Below are 25,622 nucleotides of genomic sequence, written 5' to 3' on the forward strand. Positions count from 1 at the left end.
CCCGGTGCCTACCCCGGCCGGACGCACGGGTCGGTGACCGCATGGGTCGGGCTCTGCGCCGTGCGACCGTCCGTGGCCGTCGCCCGTACCGACCACGTCAGCCTCGGCGCGCCCAGCCGCCCCACGCTGACCCGCGCGGCCGCCCCGTCCACCGTCATCGCCCGGACCGACGTGCTGCCGCCATTGGGCGTCCAGCGAACCTCGGCACCGTCGAGCGCGGCGCTGCCGGTGGCCTCCACCACGAGGGTGTACGTGTCCGAGCCGCACCGCACATGGGCGGTGGCGGTGACCGTGAACGCCGCGGCGACCGGCGGTGCGGCAGTCGGCCGGGGTGCCGTCGGAGGCCTGGACGGCGCCGCGGTCGGCGACGGCACGGGTCTGCCCGGCACGGCGTCGGGCGCGTCGGTCCTGGCGGCACCGTCGCCCTTCGACGGCGCGACCACGGCTCCGGGCGTCGGACCGGCGGCGCCTGCCGGCGGTTCGGCGGCCCGCGTACCGGTTGCCGGAGCGGCGACCGGCGGCGGCGCGGCGGCGTGCGTCGCCGAATCGCCGGCCGCCGGTCCACGCGCCTGCGACGCCGGCTGGCCGGAGGCGTCCCGGGCGGCGGTCGGACGCCCCGGTGCCAGCGCCCAGGTCCCGAGGGCGGCGAGGAGGATCAACAGGGCCACGGTCGCGGCCATCCGCCGCCGGTGCCGCTCGTGGCTCGCAGCCGAGGTCGTCCGCACCGGACGGGCCGCCGGCGAGAGGTCGGCCACGACCGCGCCCACCGGGTCAGCCGCCGCACCGGGCGCCGGGGCGGCCTCCGCGAAGGACGCCGGGTCGGCCCCGACGCCGGTCGCCCACGTCTCGACCAGTCGCGGCCACACCGTGTCAGCGGCGACCAGGAAGGCCGGTGCCGTGTACGCCGACAGCAACGCGGCCGGGCTGAGCTGTTCCCGCCGGAGCAGCCCGCACACCGCGCAGCTCTCGATGTGCCGGGAGACCCGCTTGCGCAACGTCGGGGTGAGCCGACCCTGCCAGCCGTCGATCAGACCGGCGAGAGTCGGGCAGTCCCGGGCCCCGGTGCTGGCCACCAGCAACGCCCCCAGTGCCCGTTCGAGCTGCGAGCGGGCGCGCGACAACCGGGCGTGCGCGTGGTTCGTGGGCACCCCGAGGGCCGTACCGATGTCGGCGGACGACAGGTCGTGACGGATGGCCAGGTGCACCACCTCACGGTCGCCCGGGTTCAACGCGGCGACCGCCGTGTGCACCAGGTCGCGTACCTGCTCGGCGTTGACGCCCGCGCCCGGGTCCGCCCCGTCGGCCGCCGGTTCGCCGGCCTCCTCCAGCGGCAGGGAACGGGACCGGTCCCGGAGCTGCCGGAGGCACTCGTTACGCACGATCGCGTACAACCAGGAGCGCAACCGGTCGGGCTCGCGGAGCTGGTCGATGCGCTGACTGGCCGCGAGGAACGCGTCGTGGACGGCGTCCGCGGCGGCCTCCGGCTCGCGCAGCACGGTGCGGGCGTACGTGTAAAGCCGGTCGACGTAGCGCCGGTACATGCCCTCCAGCCCGGCCCGCTCGCCGCGCCGCAGCGCCTCGACCAGGGTGGAGTCGTCCTGTGCCGCCGTGTCCATCGTGCCCCCGTTGCTCGTCGTCGGGTCCAGTGAAGCGGCGGAGCTTTCATCTCCGGAGTTTCTGTTGGCATCCCGACCCGCCCCGACTCCTACCGGTGTCATCACGACGAACAACCCGAAGGGACAACACCATGCGAGAAGGATCGAAGCACGTCCGGTGGGCACGTCGGACGGCCACCGTGGGCGGGGCCGCGCTGAGCGCACTCGTACTCGGTCAGCTCGCCCTCACCGGGCCGGTGGCGGCGGTGCCCGGCCTGAGCATCAAGACGACGACCGGCCCCAGCAACAGCAACGCGAAGACGCAGAACGCGGTCTGCCCGACCGGCACCAAGGTCATCGGCGGCGGCGGCGCGATCAGCGGTTCCGGCCTCGGCCAGGTCGGCATGGACATCATGCGGCCGCTGATCGGCGGGGACGCGTACTCGGTGACCGGACGGGAGGACGAGAACGGCGTCGGCGGCAACTGGGCGGTCACGGCGAACGCGATCTGCGCCACGCCGCCGGCCGGCCTGGTGATGGTGTCGGGCAGTTCGACGCCCAGCTTCGGCACGTCGAACTGGTTCGAGAAGCCCTGCCCTGCCGGCAAGCACGCCATCGGGGTCGGTGGCGCGGTCGTCGGGGCGTCGAACAGCGAGGTCGTCCTGGAAGACCTGCGCATCCACAAAAACAGCGTCGTCGTGGCGGGCGCCGAGGACGGCACGGGCTTCGCCGACACCTGGTGGCTGGACGCCACCGCGATCTGCGCCGACCCGCTGCCCGGCGAGCAGCGTGTGATCAACGACAGTGCCTACAGTTCCGCCGCCACGCGGTCGATCACGGCCACCTGTCCCCCCGGTACGCGGGTGCACGGCGTGGGCGGTGAGATCCTCGGCGGCGACGGGCAGGTGCGCCTGACCCAGATGCGGGCCACGACCTCGACCGTCGTCACGGTTTCCGCCGCCGAGGACGAAAACGGTTTCAGCAGCAACTGGAAGGTGCGCGCGTACGCCGTCTGCGCGAACTGACCCCGACAGGGGGGCCGGCGGGTCGCCGGCCCCCCTGTCTCGCGTGCGGACCGGATGGTCCTGCGGCCGGCCGGTCCGCCGGGTCCACTGTCATCGACACGACCAACGGCCGGGCCGTGCGGTCCGAGCTCATGGCCGACTTCGCGAACGCCTGGCAGGCGGCGGACAAGGTTGTCTACTCCACGACCCTCGCCGCGGTGTCGACCGCCGACACCCGACTCGAACGCCAATTCGACCCCGCCGCAGTACGCCAACTGAAGGCCACGGCCGGCAGCGACCTCACCCTGGGAGGTGCGAACCTCGCGACCCATGCCTGCAAAGGCCGGGCTGGTCGACGAGTGCCAGCTGTTCGTCTGGCCCGTGGTCGTCGGCGGGAGCGAGCCGGGGTTGCCGACCGGCATGCGCACCGACCTCGAACTGCTCGATGAGCGCCGCTTCCGAAACGGCGTCGTATACCTCCGCTACCGGCCTCTCGGGCAGTGACCGACAGCCCGCCTGCTGGCCGGGATGCTCTACTGGCCCGGCGCAGGTTCCTCCTGATTCTGCACCGTCACGATTGCCAGCGCCGTCGCCGTGAGTTGCTCCCGGTCCACCTGGCCGGGTTCGACCAGCACGTTGACGGCGACGCCAGGTTCGGCCAACCAGAACGCCTGGGAATCGTCACGAAGTCCCGTGGTGTCGCCGTGGGTGAACTCGGTCAACGGCCAGTCGGCCGGGTCGCGCTCGTGGTAGTCGGTGAGGAAGTCGCGCAGGGCGGCGAGGTCGGTCAGCCGCTCGCCCCGCATGACGTGGACGCGCAGGTCGACCCGGTAACCGTCGTCGGTCTGCCGCTCCCAGACGCGCGTGGCGAACCGGACGTCGTCCCATTCGCTGGCGAAGTCGGAAACCTCGGTGCCGACGTCACCCGGCACCTGCCGGATGTGGAACCCGTTCAGCACGCCGCCGTCGCGCCCCACCGGCCCGGACGCCCCGCTCATCCCGCCGCCTCGATCGCCGCCTCGACCTTGTCCAGGTAGTTGAACCACCACTCTCCCTCATCCGGCTGGGACGCAGCGGCAAGCAGGTTCGCCGCAATCACAAATGGAACGGCGGCCGACGCTGAACCACTCCCCATTGCCACCGGGCTTCCAGTCGTTATCGCCCGAAGCAGGGCGTCGACCTCGGCGGCTCGCACCCCGCTCCACCGTTCCTGCTCCGCTATCGTCCGGGAGATCTCCGTGACCTGGTCGGCCGAAGGCATCCCCTCGTGAACCTCGAAGAGCACGGCAGCCGCTACCGCGAGGCTGAGTTCCACAGCCTTCGTCACGGTTGCCTCGTCCCCGAGCGACGCCGTTGCCGCAGCAAGACGGTCGGCATCCTTGTGGACCGCCGCATCTAGAACAGATCTGACCAGCGCCTCGACACGGTCATCGATTTTCATCGACCCTACTCCGATCTTTCCGCTTTGCTTGCCATGCCTTGTACGAGCCGACAGATGTGGCGGCAGCCAGGACGGTGCCGGCGACCGCTTTCACCACAGGCGGCAGGAACTCCTGGAACGTCGCATACGCCGTCGCCGTAGCTGATGTCCACCAAACAATCGATTCACTGGAAAGGCGTTCACGGGGGCGCGCAGGAGGAGCAACCTGCTCGCGAGCGCCGGCATCGAGCCGTCGAGGAATCGCCGGCCGAATCACGGGTCCCGCGACAACGGGTGGCTGACTGGTCCGCGCCACGGGTGGTTGGCTGGTTGCGCCGCCACCACCCGTACTCAGTTTCCCAGCGCATGCACCTTGGCGATCGTCTCCTGCACCTGCTGCTTGGCGGGCTCACTACCCTGCGCGGCCCGCATCAGCGCCTCGCGGTACGAGTCGATCATGCCGATCAGGGGCCCGGCACCGATGCCCTGCAACGCGCCCGCGACGAGCTGCCGCGCCTCGGCCGCATCCTGCGCAGCCGCCGCCGTCTTCGCCTTCGCCTCGTCCAGCTTCTGCGACGCCGCCGCCAACCTGGCGATCATCTCCGCTGCGCTCACGTGCCCTCCCCCGGTGCACCGCTGATGACGGTCACGCCCCGCACGAGCCACGACCACAGAGGAGAGTACGAGATCAGCGCACCTAGCGCGACCGTCCGGTCACCGCAGCGCAGAAGCGCGGGCGAACAAATATCAGATGTGATGTGAAGCCCGGGCAACTTGCGGCAGGCGGTCATCGCCAGCCGTGGTGCTGCTACAGATCTTGATTGGTCAGGTTTGTCCGATGTGGTCTGTGTGACGTTATGGGGCTGGGGTAGATCGATGGGATGAGGTATCCCGATGGAGGTGGGTTGTCCGCGCGGGGGCGGGCGAAGCGTGAGGCGATACGACGGGAGGCGGCCGGGTGGTTCGCCCAGGACGTGTCGGTGCCGGAGATCGCGCGTCGGCTGCGGTGTCGCAGACCGCGGTGTACGGCTGGCGCAAGCGGTGGCGGGCCGGTGGTGAACAGGCCCTCGCCTCGAAGGGGCCGGGTGGGTCTCGGTGTCGGCTGGATGAGGGCCGGCTGCGGCGGCTGGCCGACGCCTTGGACGAGGGTCCGGCGGCGCACGGGTTCGGTAGTGATCAGCGGTGGACCCTGGCTCGGGTGTCGGACCTGATCGCTCGGATGTTCCGCACCCGGTACACACTGCGCGGGACGGCGAACATCATGTACCGGCTGGGCTGGTCGGTGCAGGTGCCCGCGCATCGTGCGGTCGAGCGGGACGAGGCAGCGATCATCACGTGGCGGCGGGAGACGTGGCCGGCGGGAAAACGGTAGCGGCGCAGCGGCAGGCGTGGCTGGTCTTCGAGGACGAGGCCGGTCAGACGCTGCGCCCACCGAAGGCACGCACCTGGGGACGACGCGGGCACACCCCCGTGGTTCCGGTGTCGGGCAAGGGCTCCGGCCGCGTCTCGATCGCCGGACTGACCTGTTACCGGCCCGGGCAGCGGTCCCGGCTGATTTATCGCACGATCGTGCACCGCGGCCGCAAGAACGAGCGGCGCAGCTTCAGCGAACGCGACTACATCGCCCTGCTGGATGCCGCCCACCACCAGCTCGACGGCCCGATCGTGTGTGTCTGGGACAACCTGAACACCCACATCAGCGCCGCGATGCGCGCCATGATCGACGTCCGGGACTGGCTGACCGTCATCCGGCTACCGGCCTACGCCCCGGACCTGAACCCGACCGAGGCCGTGTGGTCCCACCTCAAACGCAGCATCGGCAACCTCGCCGTGACCGGCGTCGACCACCTCCTCGCGATCATCCGCAACCGCCTCAAGCGCATCCAGTACCGCACCGACCTACTCGACGGCTTCCTCGCTCACACCGGCCTGACCCTCGAACCCGACACAACCTGACCATTCAAGATCTGTAACGGACGAGACCGAGCCGGTGCTCCGTCATCCGCCGCCGGATACCCCCGGCGGTCGCCTTTACTTCTTCCAGCAACTTCCTGGTCTGGTAACGGCTACGTCCCCGCAGCACTCCCAACAACCCGGCGCCGGTCGACAGGACGACGACGACGAACCCACCGAGCACGAGGATCGCGCCGGTACGGCCTTCGCTAGGCTGTGGCAGCGCTGCCAAGGTCACGGCAGCTAAGGTGAAGACCGCCCAAGCCACTACTGCAGTCGTGATGCCTGAGTGGTCGCGGAGCCATCGAATCAGGCTCCGATCATGGCGAGCCTGCAGCGCCGGCAGCAGGTCATCCAGTAGGGATGTCAGTACGGTGTTGAGCAGGGGGAGATCGGCATTCCTGAGGTCTGCGCTTTTCAGGCTCACTTTCCGCAGGGTGCTACGGATCTTGACCGGGTCGCCGGCCGGTACGATGACGTGCGGCCACTCCCGTTCGAACTCTGATTGGCGACACATCCGAATCCCGTTCCACGTCACCATGACGAGAGGTATCGGGAGAGCAAGGATCAGGCCAACCCAGCCCCAGGGGCTGTCTCCGGTTAACATGTTAATGCCGTAGCCGCTGACTGCGGCGACGAGGGCCGCTGCGGCTGGTCCCTGAATGTGTTTCAGGTACTCTTTATCGAGGACCCCTTGCAAGAAGCGGTTGACCGGCTCGATTCGATCTCGCAAGAGGTAAACGAGAAAGTTGCTCAGGAAAACCGTGATCATCACGACGGTGGAGTACACGGCGACGAACAGCGAAAGAGGGGTTTCTGCGGGCTCGGAAGAGGGGGCTAGTGCGAACCAGTTCATGGCCGGAAGGTTAGCCGAGCCGTCAACCATGTGCTGCCAGGGGTGCTGTCCGGCAAAGACGGAAGTGAGTCTATTTTTCAATGACAAGTTGAAGATCATTCACTTTGGGTCGCTGTGGGGTTCGGCAGCGGCAAATCGTTTCGATGTCGCCTCGATGCTCCCGGGCGTAGTCGAGCGCTTGGTCAATGGTGAACCGGACGCCCTCCGGGTTTCGCGGAACCCGTGCCCGAGCGGCAGGCTGAACCCGTACGCCTCGGCCACCGCTTCGTCGATCTCGACCCCGCAGCCGCCGGATGCCTGCGCCGGTTACCGACTCGTCGTGCACCAGGTTGTAAGCTTCGTCAGCCCCAACTCCCGCCCCGACATCACCCACCGCCGGTACGAATCCAACTCCGCGCCAATCTCCCTAATCCGGTCCTTCGGCGGTAGCTGCGGGTAGGTCTCAAACCCGTCTGAGGGTGTGTACAGGGGGTCAGATCGCAAGCTGGCAAACATGCCAAGTGCATGAGAGAGCGGCGACATGTCAGGCGCTGGCCGAGACCTTCTTGAGCAGCTGAATCTCGACTCGCTTGTTCTTGACGAATGTCAGGTTGTGCGAGGTGCAGCAGAGGATACCAAGCCGAAGAGTCATCAGTGAAATCGATGTCCTTAGCTGCCGTGACCGTGGCAGCGCTGCCACAGCCTAAAGGATGTCTCGTAACTCGGTGAAGGCGTTGCTCGGCAACGGCGCTGGTGTCACCCGGCGAGGATGATGTTGTGGAGGTGGGCGATGCCGGAAGCGGTGTCGGTCAATGTGTGGGCGGCGCGGCGGTAGTCGCGCAGGATCTTGAAGCACTTCATGCGGGCCAGTACGTGTTCGACCTGCGCTCGGATGGTGCGGTGCTGCTTGTTCAGCTCCGCTTTCCACTCGGGCAGTTCGCTGCCGTCGGCGGGCTTGCGGTAGGGGATGATCACCTCGGGGTTGCCGCGGTAGGCGCCGTCGGCCATGACCGGCCGTCCGGCCAGCTTCTGGTCGATGCCGCTGGTGCGGTAGACGATGGTGTCGTTGCGGTTGCCGGGCTGCGGGTCGCCGAGTGCGACCACGAGGCGGGTGTGGGCGTCGATGGCGACCTGCAGGTTGGTGCTGTAGCGGTAGTTCTTGCTCGGGGCGGCCAGGCGGTGATCCCGGGTTGGGATCAGGGTGCCGTCAACGATGGTGATCTGGTCGACCCGACGCCGGCGTACCGGGGCCAGGGCGAGCAGCGGACCGAGGGTGTCGATGACTCGATGGGCGGCGGAGTGCGACACCCCGAACAGCGGGCCGATCTGCCGCATCGTCAGGTTCGTGCGCCAGTAGGCGGCTACCAGCAGCACCCGATCGGCAAGGTTGAGAGACCACTGCCGCCCCGGCCGCCCGTCAGCGATCGCGTCACCGCCACGCTCGGCGACCAGCCGGACCAGTCTGCGGAACTGAGCGGGCTGCAGCCCCGTGAACGGGAAGATCCACTCCGGGCGGGCCGCCGTGATCACCTGCACCACGACATGATCCACCATGGACCGACCACCGAGTTACGAGACGTCCCTTAGCGTCGTGCAACTGGCGGAGTCACGGCCGAGCATCCAACCGCATCCCAGGCGGGCTTCGGTGTGATCCTTGAGCCCTGCACCGTGCCCGGTCGTTCCGCAGCTACCGCATCCCGCAAAGTGCTTCGGCCAGTTCCGCTGCAACGTCAGGCCGGGAAAAGTCCCAGACAATCAGCAGCCCTTCTGAGCTTGTGATGGTGAGCCTGCCATACAACATGACTGGCAATTGCCTGTTGTTCTTGAAGCGGCGATCTGGGCCACCGGACTTGTTGGTGTACTGCCAGGTCGTTCCAACACGCGGGGCGTCGGCTGGCGGCGTGTCCGACTCAATGAACCGCTGAACCTGCGCGTGGGCGTTCACTGCGGCATAGGGAAAGCCTGCGTACTGGGCGCCGTGACGGACGATCACCCGGTCTGGAAGGAAGTACACGGAGCGGTCTTTTCCGTGCAGGCTCGGCACGGCTATGTTTGTCACGAGCACGGGCGGACCAGCCAGATTCAGTTGGGCTGGGCTTCGGCGGATCAACGCTCCGGCCCCAGCGTTGACTTTCCGCTGATAGGAGGTGTCGAGGGCACCTTCGGCTTCGACGTGCCAAACGCGTTGAACCCGGCTAACGAAGCTGCTACTCGTGATGAGACGCTCGTAGTTAAGGGCTGGTACGTCATCGACCTGGTAGAAGACGACGACTGATCGCCGGGCAAGGTCGCGCTGCCGAAGCCACCACACTCCAGGCAGGCCGGGCACGAGCAGCAGGAGCCCATACGGTGCAGAAATTAGCGCCAGGAGTGTGAGGGAGGCAGCGACCCACGGCCACAGCAGATGCCGTCGGGCCGCTGCCTGGATCTGACTTATCAGGTCGGAGGGATGCGCTGCAACCAATTGCTGTACCGGTGCGCCGGACAACTCCTGCATGACGATCCCGTCGTTGCGAGTCGCTGGCGGCATCGGCATCGGACTACCGGAGGAGATCGGGGCGGTAGCCCCGCCGCCGAAGTAGGTCGTGCCGAGACCGGCAACCCGGACGTAGTTGCCGCGAGGCCCGGTGCCGACGCGAAACCCTGGAACCCCAGCGGAGACACCGACGCCCGAAGGTGACAGGTTGAATCTAAAGGGACCGGCCTTCAGGCTGGTCCGCAGGTAAAAGCCCATGAGTGCCCTCGCGTCGCCGCCGACAATGCGGGCAACGGTAGGTCTTAGTACGCGGCGAGAGAACCAGACTATCGGATATTGGGCAGCAAGCGGCCAAGGAAATCAGATGGAAGCACGCGAAGACCAAGTTGACTATCAAGCCGTGGTCCTGGACCTCTGGGGGGATCAATCGCCGGGCGTCGCCCGGGCACGTTCGGACGCCCCCGGTTGGGCGAGTTGGCCCGCACACCGGCAGTGGGTTGAAGGTTCCGACTCGGGACGCTCGGCTGACGACAGCGCAACGTCGAGTTCGGGTGTTCACTCATCAACGACGAAAACACCCACACCCTGAACACCCTCGATCAGCCCCTCGGTACGCAGCTTGAAGATGGCCTGGCGCACGGTGATCGCAGAGACCTTGTGCTCCGTGCACAGCTCGGCGGTCGACGGCAGTTTGGCTCCGGGCGGCAGCTCACCCGACTCGATCTGAGTGCGCAGATGGTCGGCGAGCCGCTCCCACTTGGGTTTGGCGGGCATGTGGACTCCCTGGTCAGCACCGCTATTCGATCACGCCAGGGCTTTACATGGCAAGAAATGACTACCCTTCCCCGCCGACGCTTGCTTTAGATGGGCGCACATGTAAAGCTGTCCCTCGACCGGCTCCCTGGTCAGCACCCACGGGACCCGGTTCTTCCCCACCGCACAGAGCGCCCGGCCGGTCGGTCCCCCTGGTCGGCCGGGCGTGCCGTGGGTCGCCCGCACGCGGCCCCGGCTGGATTCCGCACCGCCATCGACGGACGGGAGTTCCCCTCGTGCCCCACCCACCAGACTCACCAGACCCACCACCCGCCGACCGCACACCACCCGTCGGCACGGCGTTCGTGTCGGCGCAGGACGTCGAGGACGCCGACGACGTGCTGTTCGCCCACCCGCCCCGACCGGTGACGCGCTGGATGTGCGGGTGCGGCGAGCCGTACCCGTGCCCGGAGGTGAGCTTCGCCCACCTGGTGAAGCATGCCAGGGTCGCCCCGTGAACGCCGACGAGCTGCGCCGTCACGTGCTGCGCGAGTTGGCCGGGGCGCGTCGCACGGTCGTCGAGCACGACACGGAGGCGTACACCGGGATCTGCCGTAGCTGCGGGCGGCCCGGCCCCTGCGACGCGCAGCGCGCCGCGCGGGCCCGCCTCCACCAGCGCGACGCCCTGCCGCAGATCCGGCCGGCGTCGCCCGTACCACCGGCCACCCGAGGTCCGGTGATGCCGCCAAAGCTACCGGGGCACGAGGATGCCGTGGACCGGCTGCGTGATGCCTGGCTGGCCACCATCGCGGCGGCGGACCGGGCGGGCGGGTTGCTGCACGGCGCGGGGCCGCCCGGTCGGCGGCTGCCCTGGCAGGACGCCGTGACCGAGTGCTGGCGCGCGCTGGGTCTCGTGCACGCCGGCCTCGGGGAGGCCCGCGCCGGCTCCGGCAACGCCGGTGACCTGCTCGCCGGGCTGCGGTTGGCCCGCGCCGACGCGCACCGGGCCGCCGCCGAGGCGGCCAGGACCCGGTGGTGGCTGGCTGCGGCCGAGGACCGGTTGCGCCGCCGCCACCGCGCTGCCGTCGATCCGCCGCGCCGGACCGACGCGCGCCTCCCCGACCATGCGCGGCAGGCGGGTGAGCTGGCGGCGGCGAACCGGTTCCGGGCGGCCGTGGCCCGGCTCGACCTGGTGGCCGCGCGGCTGGCGCTCGGCGGCCGGGCCATCGACCGGTGGGCCGCCGCGTTGGCCGGTGACCCGGAGCCGACCCCCGCGCTGCCACCGCACCGGGTCGCCACGGCGCAGCCGTCGGCGACCGCGCAGGCAACGGCCCAGGAAGCAGCCCAGGCGACGGCCCGGGGGGCGCGGGCCGCCGCCGCCCTGGTCGTCGCCGGCACCAGGCGCAACGACCGGCGGGCCGCAGCGGGCCTGCCGGGCAGCCCACAGCACCCACGCAGCCGACAGAACCGAGGAAGGTGGAACCGAGCATGACCGACGACCCGACGACCGCCCTGCGGAGCCTGCTCGACGGGCGACTCGGCCGGCACGACCGCCGGTTGCGCCGGTTCACCGAGCCGCAGTGGCTGCGCTACGCCGACCTGCTCGCCGGGGCGCTGCTGGTGGCCGCGCGCCGCCGGTTCGCCGCCGGGCAGGACCGCGCGCCGCTGATCAGGTTCGTCGCGGCGGCCCGGGAACGCTACGACCTGACCGGCGTGGACGTCGACCCGACGCTGGCCGAGGCACTGCTCGGCGCGGCCCTGGGCGAGCGCCCGCCGCCGCCCGGCACGGCCGGTGCGGTGACCGCCGGTACGGTGCTGCTGCTGGCGTTGCTCGAGGACGAGGGTCTCACCCCCACCGAACTGGACGCCTTCCTCGCCGCCACCGAGACCGCCGCCCGACGCGACGACACGACCTCACCGCCGGGCACGGCAGCAGCGCGGGGCACCGTGTGCGCAGACACCACGACCTCAGCGCAGGGCGCGGAACACCAGCAGGTAGCCGCAGTACGCCAGCGGGACGGCCAGGAAGCACACCAGGATGCCCAGCAGGGGGTAGCGCGGTGGCGTGCCGGCGACCACGGCGGGAGTGCCCCAGCGACCGAGGATCAGCCACCCGGCGATCAACGACACGGCGGGCAGCCCGGCGCACATCCACGTGTAGAGCGTGCCGAGGCCGAGGGCCCCGACGCCGGAGGCGAGCACCATGACCAGCATCAGCACCACGCCGACGCCGGCACAGCCGAGATAGACGGCGAGCGCCCGAGCCATCGGTGACCAGCTCGGCAGCAGCGCCGGCCGTTGGGCCAGCAGCTCGGTCCGCTGGCCCAACCGGTCGGCCTCGTCGGCCCAGCGCCGCGCCGACTCCAGCTCCGCCGCCGGATCGGTCTCGCCGGCGCGCGGCGCGGGTACCCCGCCCGGCACCGCCAGTGCCGTCTCCCCCGGCCTCCCCTGGGGGTACGCCCCGACCCCCGGCCGCCCCGGCGCGGCGGCTGCGCCGCCGACCGACCCCGTGCCCGGTCGCGGCCCCGCGTCGCGCTGCCCGGCCGACGGCACCCCGACGGTCGACGGGATCGGCTGACCCGGCACAGGCTGACCCGGCAGCGGCTGGCCCGGAGGCGGAGGCGGGCTGCCGATCGTGTGGCCGAGCTGGTCGAGGCGCTGCCCCTGCGCGGTCAGCCGGCGGTCGAGGTAGTCGACGGCGGCGTGCAGATCCTGGCGGCGGGCCGACTCGGCGGCAGCGCCCTGCTCGCCGGCCCGCCGCTGCGTGGCGAGATGGCGGGCCAGCGCCGCGTAGTCCTCGAAGCTCGACACTCAGCTCTCCCCGTCCGGCGCGTGCCCGTCGCGGGTGAACGGCACGATGAGGCGTACCCGCTGGTCGTGCCGGTCGACCAGCAGCGCCCGGTCGGCGCGCGGCTGGTAGGCCAGGTCGTGCACGCCCAGGTGCAACCCCAGCTCGGCCCCGGTCACGTTCAGGGCGACCAGGCAGGCCACGTCGTCGCGGTTCTGGGTGCCGCCGATGTCGTCGGCAAGCCGCCGCAGGCCGCGCCACCAGCCCAGCAGGTGCACGCCGCGCCCCGGCCCCTGGCGCAGCAGGGCGCGCAGGTCCTCGTGGGCGGCGCGGAACGTCACCGGGTCGGCGGCGGCGAGCACGGCGGCAGCGGCGTCCATCCCGAACACGACGAGGTAGGTGCGGGCCGACCCCGCAGCCCCCGCCGGGCCGGTCGCCGCGCTCGGGCCGGTCGCCGCGTTGGGGTCGGCCGCCGCGCCGGGGGCCGCGTTCGAGCCGGGTGCAGGCGCGGCCAGCTCCACGACGCGGTCGCGCAGGGCGTGCGCGTCGAGGCGTTCCACGGGGTGGCCGGCGGCCACGAGCGCGGCGACCGTGTCGTCGACGGCGGGATCGGCGGCGGCCACGAGAGGCGCGAGCAGGAACCGCGCCTCGCCGGGGCGGTGCTGGCGGGCGAGGCTGAGGGTGGCCGCGCGCAGCACCTCGGCGGCGGTGGCGGCGGTGCCCACGACAGCCAGGTGCCGGCCAGGGCTGGTGTCCAGCATGAACAGCGCGGACGTGCCGTCCACGTCGACGGTGCGGCCGACCAGCGCCAGGGGACGCCGGCCGCCGGGGCGCAGCCCGACGAACGTGGCGTCGTCCTCGACGCGGGCGCCCTCGTACCCCCGGAACACCGACGGCGGGCGGGCCCCCTGCGGGCGGGCCTGCCACAGCTCGTGGCGCAGCCGGGCCAACGCGCCGGTCTCGGCGTGGGCGTCGGGGAACCGGACGACGGTGTCGGCCCCGGCGGCCCCGGCGGCGGTGTTGAGCACGGCCGTGCCGACGGCCAGGGTTGCGGCGGCGGAGTTGTCGCGGTCGAGCACGCCCCCGCCGCCGGGCAGCGCCACCCGCAGGGCGAACTGCCCGAACACGGCCTCGGCCCGCCCGTAGAGGGCCTCGATGCCGGTCATGGCCTGGCTGGCCAACACCAGGTGCACCCCGTAGGAGCGGCCCTTGCGGGCCAACTCCTCCAGCAGGTCGACCGACTCCCGGGCGATGGCGTCGTTGCCGGCCAGCAGCACCTGGAACTCGTCGACCACCGCCACGACCCGGGGCGCGGGCACGTCGGCGGGCAGGTCGGCGAGCTTCGTGACGCCGTGCCGCTTGAGCAGGGTCGCCCGGCGGTGCAGTTCGCGACGTAGCTCGCGCAGCACGGCGACGCCGTACTCGCGGTCGCTCTCGATGCCGACCGTGCGGGCGTGCGGCAACCAGGACGGGTCGCGCTCGGTCGGTACGAACTCGGTGAAGCTCACGCCCTCCTTGAAGTCGAGCAGGTAGAGCTGCAACTCGGCCGGGGAGTAGCGGGCGGCCAGCCCGTAGAGGACGTCGAGCAGGAAGACCGTCTTGCCGGCACCCGTGCGCCCGCCGACGAGCCAGTGCGGGGTGGCGTCGTCGAAGGCGACCGGAGCGGGATCGCGGCCGGCCCGCCCGACGACGGTACGCAGGCCCGCCCGCCCCGACTCCGCCCACCGGCGCGGGGGCAGCAGCTCGGCGAAACCCACGGCGGCGTGCCGGCGGGCGGCGGCGTCGAGATGCCCCGCGAGGGCCGACACGGCCGCCGGTGGCGGATCGCCGTCGAGCAGCACCGGCACGGCCAACCCGCTGCCGTCGGCGCTGAACGGCGCCCCGGGCGGGTCACCGACGTGGGCGTACCCGTCGGGGGTCAGCCGCAGCGCGGTGGTGGTGCCCAGCGGCGGCGGTGGGGTGGCCGACGACCCGGTCGGCCAGCCACCGACCAGCACGCAGACGGCGGCGGCCGGGCCGGCGTGGGTGAGCGCGGCGAGCCGGGCGGCCTCACGGGGCGGTGGGGCGGACGCGGCCACCACCAGCAGCAGCTCCTGGTCGTCGCGGTCGCTCTGCCGGGCGGCGCGGGCGTGCCGCTCGGCGTCGTCGAGCAGCGCGGCCACCTCCGCCTCGGTGGTGGCGGGCGGGTCGAGCACCCCGGCGTCGACCAGCGGGCGCAGCGGCCCGAACGTGGCCCCGAGGGCGGCGGCGTCGAGACCGGCGACCCGCAGCCCGCCGGGCGGCGCGGTGGCGAGCATCCGCAGGACGACGGCCCGCAGCAGCGCGGCGGCCCGCGGGTCACGGGCGTCGACGTCGACGGACAGGTGGTGACCGCCGCCGAGGGGCACCAGCACGGGGAACCCGCCGCCGGCGGTGATCGCCTCGCCGAGGCGCACCGGCAGCGGCGTACCGGTCAGCGGGGTGCCCGGGGCCGGGGCGGCCAGCGCGCCGCCGACGCGGGCCAGCCGGGCGACCAGGTCGGGGTCGGCCGGCGGCGGGGCCGGCGGCGGCGCGGCGCGCAACGCGGCACGGGCGTTGTCGAGGTGGACGCGGGCGGCCCGGTGGGCGGACACCGCCTGCCCGTACGCCGACGCGAGCCTGCCCACCCTCTGCCCCTCCGCCGACGCCGGTCCGATCCTGGGAAACCCTAACGGACCGCGCCGGTGTCGGCACAGTCCGAACCGGACGCGTCGGACCGGACACGCCGGACAGTACGCGTCAGGGGGCGGGCGGGGGCACCGGGCCGCAGGCCGCCGCCGTCGACGGATCACCGTCCCCGCACCGGAACACCTCCACCGGCTCGACCGTCACCTCGGGCACCCGTTCGACGCGCATCAGCGAGATCGGCTTGTCCAACGGCTCACCCGAGTCGGGGGTGTAGCGGATCGGTCCGGCGACGCCGGGGTGCCCCCGGCCGGTGGTCTGCCGCAGCACCTCGGCGTGCACGCTGACCGGGTTGACCGAGGTGGGTTCCCACCGTCGGCGCGGGTCGGCGTGCCGCAGCCGGGCGGCGAGGCTCTCCATGGCCCGCACCAGCATCATGGCGGCGTCGTAGGCGAGGCTGACCCGTTCGCCGACCGGGACCGGGCTCTCGGGCCGGCAACGCGGCGGGTCGAGCAGGTTGCGGGCCTGAACAAGGTCGAGGAAGCCGGCACGGGTGTCGTCACGGCGCGACGCGGCGTCCCGCAGGGCCGGGCAGGTGGCCAGGGCCGCCTTGGACACGTAGGTGACGGGGATGTTGCCGGGCGCGGCGTCGCGCAACGCCGGGTTGGCCATGTAGCGGTTGACGGAGTCGTCGGCCACCAGGTGTCGTGGCGGGTTGTCGCCACACTCGCGCAGGGCCCGCATGAACCCGTTGAACTCCGACCAACGCCCGGCGTAGAAGAGGAGGCCGGGGAAGCCACACTCGGCGGTGAGCCGGTGGCCCGTGCGCCACTCGTCGACCGAGGTGATGCGGCTGCCGAAGCGTTGCCGCAGCCCTTCCACGAGGGTACCGACGTACAGGTCGTCGGCCAGGGAGCTGTTCTCGCCGGTGGTCCAGTACACGTGTGCCTCGTCGACCCGCAACACGTTCCGCGCGTACGCCTCGACCATCCGGACCTGGTCCGCGTTGGGCGCGGACACCTGGAGGTAGAGCCGCGAGTGGGCGTCGATGCGGTCGGCCGACAGGGTGGGGGCGAGCACGGGCAGGCCCACCCGGTTCAGCTCGCGCAGGGCGTCGGCGGTGCTGCGGCGGCTCTCCACCATCCCGACGACACCGAGCACGGTGGGATCGTCCCGGGCGAGATCGGCCAGCATGGACACCGCCTGGCCGGCGTGACGCATCTGCCGGCCACCGTTGGCGACGACGATCCGCAGCAGGGCCGCCCCGTCGGCGCTGGCCGGCTCCAGGAGCAGGGCCCGCTGGGCGGTCGCCATGCCCTCCAGTTCCTCCCGCTCGGAGACGTAGGACTCCTCGTCGGCCCGGGTCCGGTTGCCGGTGAGGGTGCCGAGGTAGACCAGGGTCAGGTAGGGGCGGCGGCGGTCGCTGCGCTGCCAGATGTCCTCGGCGGCGCGGTTCTGGGCGAAGATGCGCCGCTGCACCGCGCGCAGTCGCTCCTGACCCGGGTCGGTGTTGAACACCTGCGCGGCGGTGTCGCTGTAGCCGACGCACTCCCCGTCGACCATCCGCACCGACACCCGCCCCGTCAACGCGGGATGGCAGCCGGGGGCCCAGCGGGAGCCCACCCAGAGGCCGCCCGCGGCGACCAGCACCAGGCACAGGGCGGCGGGCAGGAAGCGGCGCGACCACCAGGGCGGCTCGGGGGCGGCGAAGGCGCGTACCCCGCCGCGTGGCGGTGGCCCGGCGTCGGTGCTGTCGGGACGCAACACCACCAGCCACGCCGCGGCGCGGCGCAGCCGCCGCATCTCCGGCAGTGCCTCCGACCAGTCGCCGAACGCCTCGTCGGCGTCGGCGAGGGGTGCGGCCGGGGCAGTTCGGGCGGCGGTGCGTCGGCCACGGCGACGACCAGCAGCGGATCGTTGCGGCCGGTCTCGTTGCGGACGTCGTTGAGCAGGCGGGTCAGGGTGTGACCGACGCCGTCGGGGGCGACGTGGTCGAGCAGGAGGACGGGGTACGCGGTGCGCCGCCAGTCCGACGGTCGCCACAGCCGTCGCCGGTACGCCTGGCGCAGGTCTTCGAGGAAGGCGTGCAGCAGCAGCTTGTTGACCTGGTCGGGCTGTTCGCCGTCGCGCCAGCCGGCGGTCAGCCGTTCGGCGAAGCCGAGGAACGTCACGGACTGCCGGGGGGCGAGGTACTGCTGGCGCATGAACCAGCGGTAGTGCTGCCCGACGACGGGCACCCGGCCGGACACGGCGATCCGGAACACCACGCCGGGAACGGCGTGGCGGACCAGCCACAGCAGCACCTGCGTGACGAGGCCGACGGTGTCGGAGGCGGCGGGTGCCGGTTCCCCGGCGGGCCGGCCGCCCCGGCGGTCGCGCAGGCGACGGACCAGCGTGGACCGGCCGTCCTCGGCGTCGACGCCGGGACTGAGGCTCTGCTGCATCAGCCAGTCGGCCAGCGGATAGTGCCGGAACCGCAGCCGGGCGGTGCCGAACGCCTCCAGGGACAGCTGCCGGTGCAGGTCCCGCAGCAGGATCGGCACGTCGGTGCCGGTGGGCTGGGCCGCGACGTCGAGCACGGCGTGCGGGACGCGCCGCCGTGGCCCCTGGCCGAGGAAACGGCGCAGCAACGCCATCGGGTCGGCGGTGTCGGCGGGTCGGACCAGCCAGATCACCGGGAGGCGTCGCTCGCTGCGGCGCGGCCGGCGCAGCAGCCGCGCGAGCAGGGCGAGCAGGTCCAGCCCGCCGGCCGGGAGCAGGTCCCGCGCTGGCGGGGTGTGCTGGTCGGTCGACTCGCGCATACCCACCCCCTGCGACGACGCCGTGGCGGGGCGTCGATCCGTCCAGTGTGGCGGAGGTGGGCAAGCCGCGGCGGCCGGCGTTCCCGCCGGCCGCCGCGGTCCCGGATCAGCCGGTGACGGCGTTCAGCGCCGGCAGGTAGCCGTCGCGGTAGCCGGCGGAGTTCGGGTGGTACGCCTCGATGACGCCGCTGACGTCACGGATCCACGGGTCGTCGGCGCACACGCCGTGGCCGGCGAAGGTGGGCCGGGTGTCGGCGAAGGTCGCCCCGGCCGCGGCGGCCCGGTCGGAGATGACGGTGGCGAGCACGTCGGCGGCCTGATTGAGGATGGTGCGCTTGTAGGAGCTCATCGCCAGCAGGCCGCACCAGCCCGTCTCGAACAGGCGGGGGTAGCCCAGCACGATCAGTCGGGCGTTGGGGGCGCGCTCGCGGATCGCGGCGTAGGTGCGGTCGAGCCGGCCGGGCAGCGTGGCGGTGGCGAACGCCTTGGACTCGTTGACCGCGTCGGTGCACTTCGACGTGCTGCCGAAGCGGCAGCTGGTGATCACGTCGGCGAAGCCGGCGTCGTTGCCGCCGATGGTGATGGTGACCATGGTGGTGCTGCTGCTCAGGGAGCTGACCTGGTCGTTGATGACGTCGGCGGTGACCGCGCCGCCGCAGGCGGCGAAGCGGAAGCTGTCGACGTCGTTGGCGGCGGCCCACAGCGGGGCGTACGACTTCTGGCTGCGCAGGCAGCCGGACCAGTCGTACGGGCCGGCGCCGACACCGGAGGAGTACGAGTCGCCGAGGGCGACGTAGTGCACGGGCGCGGCGGCCTGGGCGGCGGCGGGGACGGCGACCGCGCCGAGGATGCCGATGAAGAGGGTGACCAGCGCGGCCAGGGCACGCGCCAACGGACGGTGTGGCATGGGACCTCCACGGAACATGGGGGGGTGGTGGAGCCCGGTGACCGCGCGCGTGGCCAGGGGTGTGATGGTTGTTACTAGCCGGTAAGACTAACGAAACATTCGAATCAATGGAACAGGATCAGATCACTCGATCCACTCCGCAAAGACGAACCCGCCCGCCCCGGAGGCCGGGGCGGGCGGGTTCGTGACGGACTGTGGTCAGTGGGCAGCGAGGGGTCGGGTGGCCGGGTCCACCGGAGCGGGCAGCGCACCCGCACCGTCCAGATAGGCGTGCATGGCGGCAGCCGCCGCCCGGCCCTCGGCGATCGCCCAGACGATCAGCGAGGCACCCCGGTGCATGTCACCGGCCACGAACACCCCGTCGGCGGCCTGCCAGTCCGGGCGGGCGTCGACGGCCCCCCGGGCGTTGCGGGCCACCCCGAACTGGGCCAGCAGCGGCTGCTCCTCGGTGCCCTCGAAGCCGATCGCCAGCAGCACCAGGTCGGCCGGCAGTTCCCGCTCGGAGCCGGGCAGCACGGTGACGATCCGCCGGCCGTCGCGCTTCTCCACGGTCACCTCGGCGATCCGCACCGCCCGCACCTGCCCGGTGCCGTCGTCGACGAACTCCTGCACCGCCACCGCGAAGACCCGCTCGCCGCCCTCCTCGTGGGCCGCGTACTCCCGCAGGATCCACGGCCAGGTCGGCCACGGGTCACGGGCCTCGTCGCGCTCCCGCGGCGGCTGCGGGTACAGGTCGAGCTGGTGGATGCCCGCCGCGCCCTGCCGGTGGGCCACCCCCAGGCAGTCCGCCGCCGTGTCGCCGCCACCGATGATCACCACGTGCTTGCCGGCGGCGTCGATCGCCGCAGTCGCCTCCCGGCCGCTGACCACCCGGTTCGCGGCCACCAGATGGTCCATCGCCTGGTGCACGCCACGCAGCGCCCGCCCCGGCGTCTCCGGGGTGTCCCGCCCCTGCAACGCGCCGCAGGCCAGCAGCACCGCGTCGTGCTCGGCGCGCAACTGCTCGGCGGTGACGTCCACGCCGACGTGCACGCCGGTGCGGAAGCGCACCCCCTCGGCCGACATCTGGGCCAGCCGCAGGTCGATGTGCTCCTTCTCCAGCTTGAAGTCGGGGATGCCGTAGCGCAGCAGGCCGCCGACCGCGTCGTCGCGCTCGTAGACCGTCACCGCGTGACCGGCGCGGGCCAACTGCTGCGCGGCGGCGAGCCCGGCGGGCCCCGAACCGACCACGGCGACCGACCGACCGGACGGCGTCGCCACCGGCCGGGGATGCAGGCCATCCCGCGCCGCCGCGTTGGCGATCTCCACCTCGACCTGCTTGATGGTCACCGGCTCGCCGCCGGAGATGCCGAGCACGCACGCCGCCTCGCAGGGCGCCGGGCAGAGCCGGCCGGTGAACTCCGGGAAGTTGTTGGTGGCGTGCAGCGACTCCACCGCCGCGTCCCAGTTGCCCGTCCGCACCAGGTCGTTCCAGTCCGGGATCCGGTTGCCCAGCGGGCAGCCGTCGTGGCAGAAGGGGATGCCGCAGTCCATGCACCGGGTGGCCTGCTCGCGGATCAGTTCCGCACCGGCCGGCGGGTAGACCTCCCGCCAGTCGCTGATCCGCACCGGCACCGGCCGGCGGGCCGGCATCCGCCTCGGGTAGCGCAGGAAACCGTTCGGGTCAGGCACGAGCCACCTCCTGGGCGACCGCCCGCGGGGCGGGCGGCACCGGCACCGCCGGCGCGGCGGGCGCGGTCAGTTCCTTCATCACCGCGTCGTCGACGTCATGGCCGGCGGCTTCGGCGGCCCGCATGATCTCCAGCACCCGGCGGTAGTCCCGGGGCACCACGGCGGTGAACTCCTCCACCGCCTCCGTCCAGCGCTTGAGCAACCCCTCGGCGACCGCCGAATCGGTCTCGGCGAAGTGCCGCTGCACCAGCTCGTGCAGCCGGGACCGCTCCTCCTCCCCCAGCGGCGACAGGTCGACCAGCTCCGGATTGACCAGCCGGCGGTCCAGCCGGTGCACGAAGGCCGTGCCCCCCGACATGCCGGCGGCGAAGTTGCGGCCCGTCGGACCCAGCACCACCACCGTGCCACCGGTCATGTACTCGCAGCCGTGGTCACCGACCCCCTCGACGACGGCCACCGCTCCGGAGTTGCGCACCGCGAACCGCTCCCCCACCCGGCCCCGGAGGAAGACCTCTCCCTCGGTGGCGCCGTACAGGATGGTGTTGCCGGCGATGATCTGGTCCTCGGCGCGCTGCCCCGCGACGGCGTCGACGTCGACGAACGGAGCCGCCGCATCCGGACGGACCACGAGCCGCCCCCCGGACAGGCCCTTGCCGACGTAGTCGTTGGCGTCGCCGTGCAGCCGAAGGGTGACCCCACGCGGCAGGAACGCGCCGAAGGACTGCCCGGCCGTGCCGCGCAGGGTGAACTCGATCGTGTCCGAGGGCAGCCCGGCACCACCGTGCCGGCGGGTCACCTCGCCGCCGAGCATCGCGCCGACGCTGCGGTGCTCGTTGCGCACCGCCACCTCGACCCGCACCGGGGTGCCGTCGCGCAGCGCCGGCTGCGCCAGCGCGATCAGCTCGTTGTCGAGCGCCAACTCCAGGCCGTGGTCCTGGGCGCGGACGCCCCGACGGGCCGCCCCCTCGGGCAGCTCCGGCAGGTGCAGCACGCGGCTCAGGTCCAGCCCACCCGCCTTCCAGTGCTCCACCGCCGGGGCGAAGTCGAGCAGCTCCGCACGCCCGATCGCCTCGTCGATGCTGCGCAGGCCCAGCTCGGCCAGGTAACCGCGGACCTCCTCGGCGAGGAACAGGAAGAAGTTCTCCACGAACTCCGGCCGGCCGGTGAACCGCTCGCGCAGCACCGGGTTCTGGGTGGCGATGCCCACCGGGCAGGTGTCCAGGTGGCACACCCGCATCATGATGCAGCCCTCGACGATCAGCGGCGCGGTGGCGAAGCCGAACTCCTCCGCCCCGAGCAGCGCCGCGACCAGCACGTCCCGGCCGGTCTTGAGCTGACCGTCGACCTGAACAGTGACCCGGTCGCGCAGCTTGTTCAGCAGCAGCGTCTGCTGCGCCTCGGCCAGGCCCAGCTCCCAGGGGGTGCCGGCGTGCTTGAGCGAGTTCAGCGGGGACGCGCCCGTGCCGCCGTCGTGCCCGGAGATCAGGATGACGTCGGCCTTCAGCTTGGCCACCCCCGCCGCGACGGTGCCCACGCCGACCTCGCTGACCAGCTTGACGTGCACCCGGGCGGCCGGGTTGACGCACTTGAGGTCGTGCACGAGCTGGGCGAGGTCCTCGATGGAGTAGATGTCGTGGTGCGGCGGCGGGGAGATCAGCCCCACCCCGGGTGTGGCGTGCCGGGTGCGGGCGATCCACGGCCACACCTTGTTCCCGGGCAGCTGACCGCCCTCGCCGGGCTTGGCGCCCTGGGCCATCTTGATCTGGAGGTCGTCGGCGTTGACCAGGTACTCGCTGGTCACCCCGAACCGGCCGCTGGCGATCTGCTTCACCGAGGAGCGACGCGCCGGATCGTACAGACGCTCGACGTCCTCGCCGCCCTCACCGGTGTTGGACTTGCCGCCGAGCCGGTTCATCGCGATCGCCAGGGTCTCGTGCGCCTCCGCCGAGATCGACCCGTACGACATGGCGCCGGTGGCGAACCGCCGGACGATCTCGCTGGCCGGCTCCACCTCCTCGATCGGCACCGGCGGCAGCACGCCCGTGCGCAGCCGGAACAGGCCACGCAGCGAGCCCGCCCGCGCCGCCAGCTCGTCGACCTTCGAGGTGTACCGGCGGAAGACGTCGTACTGCCGGCTGCGGGTCGCGTGCTGGAGCAGGAAGACCGTCTCCGGGTTGAACAGGTGCAGCTCACCCTCGCGGCGCCACTGGTACTCGCCGCCCACGGGCAGCCGGTCGGACGCCTCCGCGCCCGGTGCCGGCCAGGCCAACGCGTGCCGGGCGGCCACCTCGGCGTGGATGCCGTCGAGACCGACGCCGCCGATGGTGCTCGGGGTGCCCCGGAAGTAGCGCTCGACGAGCCGGGCGTCGAGGCCGACCGCCTCGAACACCTGGGCCCCGCAGTACGACGACACCGTGGAGATGCCCATCTTGGACATGATCTTCAGGACGCCCTTGCCGAGCGCCTTGACGTAGTTGCGGATCGCGGTGCCCGACTGCAACCCGACCAGTACGCCGGTGGAGGTCATGTCCTCCACCGACTCGAACGCCAGGTAGGGGTTGACCGCCGCCGCGCCGTACCCGATCAGCAGCGCCGCGTGGTGCACCTCGCGGCAGTCGCCGGACTCGACGACGAGCGCCACCTGGGTGCGGGTCTGCTCCCGCACCAGGTGCTGGTGCACCGCCGCGGTGAGCAGCAGCGACGGGATCGGGGCCAGGTCGGCGTTGGAGTCCCGGTCCGACAGCACCAGGATCCGCACGCCGTCCTCGATCGCCTCGGACACGTGCCGGCAGATCTCGGTCAGCCGGGCCCTGATGCCGGCGCCGCCGTCGCGCAGCCGGTACAGGCCGGAGACCCGGACGGCCTTGAAACCGGGCAGGTCGCCGTCCTCGTCGATGCAGAGGATCTTCGCCAGCTCGTCGTTGTCGATCACCGGGTAGGGCAACACGATCTGCCGGCAGCTCGCCGGGCCCGGATCGAGCAGGTTGCCCTCCGGGCCGATGGTCGACGCCAGGCTGGTCACCAGCTCCTCGCGGATGGCGTCCAGCGGCGGGTTGGTGACCTGGGCGAACAGCTGGTGGAAGTAGTCGTACAGCAGTCGCGGCCGGGTCGACAGCGGCGCGATGGGGGTGTCGGTGCCCATCGAGCCGATCGGCTCGGCACCCACTCGCGCCATCGGCGCGAGCAGGATCTTCAGCTCCTCCTCGGTGTAGCCGAAGGTCTGCTGCCGGCGGCGCACCGAGTCGTGGGTGTAGACGACGTGCTCGCGGGCCGGCAGGTCGTCCAGCTCGATCAGCCCGGCGTGCAGCCAGTCGGCGTACGGCTGGGCGGCGGCCAGCTCGGTCTTGATCTCGTCGTCGTGCACGATCCGGCCGGCGACGGTGTCGACCAGGAACATCTTCCCCGGCTGGAGGCGGCCCTTGGCGACCACGCGGGCCGGGTCGAGGTCGAGCACGCCCGCCTCGCTGCCCAGCACCACCAGGCCGTCGGCGGTCTGCCACCAGCGCCCCGGGCGCAGCCCGTTGCGGTCGAGCACCGCCCCGACGATCTCGCCGTCGGTGAAGGCGACCGACGCGGGGCCGTCCCACGGCTCCATCAGGCTGGCGTGGAACCGGTAGAAGGCGCGCTTGTCGGCGCGCATGTCCGGGTCGTTCTCCCACGCCTCCGGGATCATCATCAGCACCGCGTGCGGCAGGCTGCGGCCGGCCAGGTGCAGCAGTTCCAGCACCTCGTCGAAGTTCGCCGAGTCGGACGCCGCCGGGGTGCACACCGGGAAGACGCGCCGGATGTTGCCGGGCAGGTTCTCGCTGCGCAGCAGCGCCTCCCGCGCCTGCATCCAGTTGCGGTTGCCGCGAATGGTGTTGATCTCACCGTTGTGGGCGATGATCCGGTACGGGTGCGCCAGCGGCCAGGACGGGAACGTGTTGGTCGAGAACCGGGAGTGCACCAGCGCGATCGCGCTGTCGACCCGCTCGTCGGTCAGGTCCGGATAGAAGGCCGGAAGCTGGTCGGGGGTGAGCATCCCCTTGTAGACGAGGGTCCGCCCGGACAGCGACGGGAAGTACGCCGGCACGCCGCGCTCGGCGGACTCCCGCTCGGCCTGCTTACGCACGCAGTACGCCACCCGCTCCAGCTCGACGCCCGACAGGGGCGAACCGGCCGGACCGGCGGGCGTGTCGGTGAGCCGGGCCGCCGCGAGGAACAGCTGCCGCACCCGGGGCATCGCCGCCAGGGCGGTCTCCCCCAGGTCGGACGCGTCGACGGGGACGTCCCGCCAGCCGAGCAGGTCGGCGCCCTCCACCAGGGCGTACTTCTCCACCACCCGGCGGGCCCGCGCCTCGGCGTCGTCGTCGTCGGGAAGGAAGACCAGCCCGGTGGCGTACTGGCCGGCCGGGGGCAACGGGAAGTCCACCACCGCGCGCAGGAACGCGTCCGGCACCTGGATCATGATCCCCGCGCCGTCACCGGTGTTCGGTTCCGCGCCCCGAGCGCCCCGGTGGTCCAGCCGGCGCAGCGCGCCGAGACCGTTGGCGACGACCGTATGGGAGCGCCGGCCGTGCAGGTCCGCCACGAAGGCCACCCCGCAGGCGTCGTGCTCGCGCGCGGGATTGTAGAGGCCGCCCGAGGGCGCTACCGGGCCGTGCGCGGCGGAGCGCCCGGACACGGGCGCTACCTGGTCGTGCTGCGGGGCCGGCTGGGGGCTGTGAGGGTACGCAAAGGCCACCGGGCCTCCTGTCGTCGCTCAGGGTGGATCATGGTCGGGACGACGTCGGCCCT

20 protein-coding genes are annotated in these 25,622 nt (G+C 72.1%); 6 read left to right on the top strand and 14 right to left on the bottom strand.

The window, feature by feature from the left end; translation table 11 throughout:
* Nucleotides 1–8: 8 nt before the first annotated feature.
* Entirely contained in the window at nt 9–1,616 is a 1,608-nt protein-coding gene (locus GA0070616_RS04040) for an RNA polymerase sigma factor (protein ID WP_175439977.1), read from the bottom strand.
* A 131-nt stretch (nt 1,617–1,747) separates the two neighbouring features.
* Between GA0070616_RS04040 and GA0070616_RS04045 the strand changes: the two genes are divergently transcribed.
* Nucleotides 1,748–2,620 (top strand): hypothetical protein, encoded by an 873-nt coding sequence (locus GA0070616_RS04045; RefSeq protein ID WP_139128840.1) that lies wholly within the window; start codon nt 1,748–1,750, stop codon nt 2,618–2,620.
* Between the two features lie 309 nt (nt 2,621–2,929).
* Entirely contained in the window at nt 2,930–3,103 is a 174-nt protein-coding gene (locus GA0070616_RS28640) for a hypothetical protein (RefSeq protein WP_245712647.1), read from the top strand.
* Between the two features lie 29 nt (nt 3,104–3,132).
* Here GA0070616_RS28640 and GA0070616_RS04055 read toward each other — a convergent pair whose 3' ends face one another.
* The 3 genes from GA0070616_RS04055 to GA0070616_RS04065 form a co-directional block, all read right to left on the bottom strand.
* On the bottom strand, nt 3,133–3,597 hold the full coding sequence (locus GA0070616_RS04055) for a hypothetical protein (protein WP_091076444.1): 465 nt from the start codon (nt 3,595–3,597) through the stop codon (nt 3,133–3,135).
* Nucleotides 3,594–4,040 carry a hypothetical protein gene (locus GA0070616_RS04060; protein WP_091076447.1) on the bottom strand — a complete coding sequence of 149 codons (447 nt, stop codon included), beginning with the start codon at nt 4,038–4,040 and terminating at the stop codon, nt 3,594–3,596. Before GA0070616_RS04060 ends, GA0070616_RS04055 begins: the two co-directional genes overlap by 4 nt.
* 330 nt (nt 4,041–4,370) lie before the next feature.
* The gene (locus tag GA0070616_RS04065; protein WP_091076450.1) at nt 4,371–4,634 is read right to left on the bottom strand and encodes a DUF6244 family protein; all 264 of its coding nucleotides are present in this window, start codon (nt 4,632–4,634) and stop codon (nt 4,371–4,373) included.
* Nucleotides 4,635–5,025: 391 nt separating this feature from the next.
* Here GA0070616_RS04065 and GA0070616_RS04070 point away from each other — a divergent pair, with 391 nt between their 5' ends.
* Entirely contained in the window at nt 5,026–5,391 is a 366-nt protein-coding gene (locus GA0070616_RS04070) for a winged helix-turn-helix domain-containing protein (protein WP_245712648.1), read from the top strand.
* Nucleotides 5,355–5,975 carry a transposase gene (locus tag GA0070616_RS04075; protein ID WP_245712649.1) on the top strand — a complete coding sequence of 207 codons (621 nt, stop codon included), beginning with the start codon at nt 5,355–5,357 and terminating at the stop codon, nt 5,973–5,975. Before GA0070616_RS04070 ends, GA0070616_RS04075 begins: the two co-directional genes overlap by 37 nt.
* Nucleotides 5,976–5,979: 4 nt before the next feature.
* On the opposite strand, the gene GA0070616_RS04080 is transcribed toward GA0070616_RS04075, so the two are convergent.
* The 4 genes from GA0070616_RS04080 to GA0070616_RS04100 all read right to left on the bottom strand — a co-directional run bounded on the left by GA0070616_RS04080 (nt 5,980) and on the right by GA0070616_RS04100 (nt 10,057).
* Nucleotides 5,980–6,927: a hypothetical protein gene (locus GA0070616_RS04080; RefSeq protein ID WP_139128841.1), complete on the bottom strand. Its 948-nt coding sequence runs from the start codon at nt 6,925–6,927 to the stop codon at nt 5,980–5,982.
* A 636-nt stretch (nt 6,928–7,563) separates the two neighbouring features.
* The gene (locus tag GA0070616_RS04090) at nt 7,564–8,343 is read right to left on the bottom strand and encodes a transposase family protein (RefSeq protein ID WP_091089831.1); all 780 of its coding nucleotides are present in this window, start codon (nt 8,341–8,343) and stop codon (nt 7,564–7,566) included.
* A gap of 151 nt (nt 8,344–8,494) precedes the next feature.
* A complete protein-coding gene (locus GA0070616_RS04095) occupies nt 8,495–9,541 on the bottom strand; it encodes a DUF4236 domain-containing protein (protein WP_091076460.1) in 1,047 nt (348 codons plus the stop codon).
* A 297-nt stretch (nt 9,542–9,838) separates the two neighbouring features.
* Nucleotides 9,839–10,057: a winged helix-turn-helix domain-containing protein gene (locus GA0070616_RS04100; protein ID WP_091076463.1), complete on the bottom strand. Its 219-nt coding sequence runs from the start codon at nt 10,055–10,057 to the stop codon at nt 9,839–9,841.
* Nucleotides 10,058–10,332: 275 nt separating this feature from the next.
* Between GA0070616_RS04100 and GA0070616_RS27465 the strand changes: the two genes are divergently transcribed.
* Nucleotides 10,333–10,554 (top strand): hypothetical protein, encoded by a 222-nt coding sequence (locus GA0070616_RS27465; protein WP_139128842.1) that lies wholly within the window; start codon nt 10,333–10,335, stop codon nt 10,552–10,554.
* Complete coding sequence (locus tag GA0070616_RS04105; protein ID WP_091076466.1) at nt 10,551–11,528, top strand: hypothetical protein; 978 nt, start codon at nt 10,551–10,553, stop codon at nt 11,526–11,528. Before GA0070616_RS27465 ends, GA0070616_RS04105 begins: the two co-directional genes overlap by 4 nt.
* Before the next feature lie 476 nt (nt 11,529–12,004).
* Here GA0070616_RS04105 and GA0070616_RS04110 read toward each other — a convergent pair whose 3' ends face one another.
* From GA0070616_RS04110 to gltB, 6 genes are all read right to left on the bottom strand, one after another.
* Nucleotides 12,005–12,847: a hypothetical protein gene (locus tag GA0070616_RS04110; protein ID WP_091076470.1), complete on the bottom strand. Its 843-nt coding sequence runs from the start codon at nt 12,845–12,847 to the stop codon at nt 12,005–12,007.
* The gene (locus GA0070616_RS04115; RefSeq protein WP_091076474.1) at nt 12,848–15,469 is read right to left on the bottom strand and encodes an FtsK/SpoIIIE domain-containing protein; all 2,622 of its coding nucleotides are present in this window, start codon (nt 15,467–15,469) and stop codon (nt 12,848–12,850) included.
* A gap of 112 nt (nt 15,470–15,581) precedes the next feature.
* Nucleotides 15,582–17,270, bottom strand: a complete 1,689-nt coding sequence (locus tag GA0070616_RS28645) for a type 1 periplasmic-binding domain-containing protein (protein WP_245712650.1) — start codon at nt 17,268–17,270, stop codon at nt 15,582–15,584.
* Nucleotides 17,271–18,374: 1,104 nt separating this feature from the next.
* Nucleotides 18,375–19,175, bottom strand: coding sequence for an SGNH/GDSL hydrolase family protein (locus GA0070616_RS04125; protein ID WP_091076478.1), 801 nt, complete (start codon nt 19,173–19,175; stop codon nt 18,375–18,377).
* A 198-nt stretch (nt 19,176–19,373) separates the two neighbouring features.
* A complete protein-coding gene (locus GA0070616_RS04130; RefSeq protein WP_091076482.1) occupies nt 19,374–20,846 on the bottom strand; it encodes a glutamate synthase subunit beta in 1,473 nt (490 codons plus the stop codon).
* Nucleotides 20,839–25,569, bottom strand: a complete 4,731-nt coding sequence (gene gltB / locus GA0070616_RS04135; protein WP_425412925.1) for a glutamate synthase large subunit — start codon at nt 25,567–25,569, stop codon at nt 20,839–20,841. The genes GA0070616_RS04130 and gltB overlap by 8 nt, the downstream gene beginning before the upstream one ends.
* Between the last annotated feature and the right edge of the window lie 53 nt (nt 25,570–25,622).

Source organism: Micromonospora nigra (genome assembly GCF_900091585.1).
Taxonomy (GTDB): Bacteria; Actinomycetota; Actinomycetes; order Mycobacteriales; family Micromonosporaceae; genus Micromonospora; species Micromonospora nigra.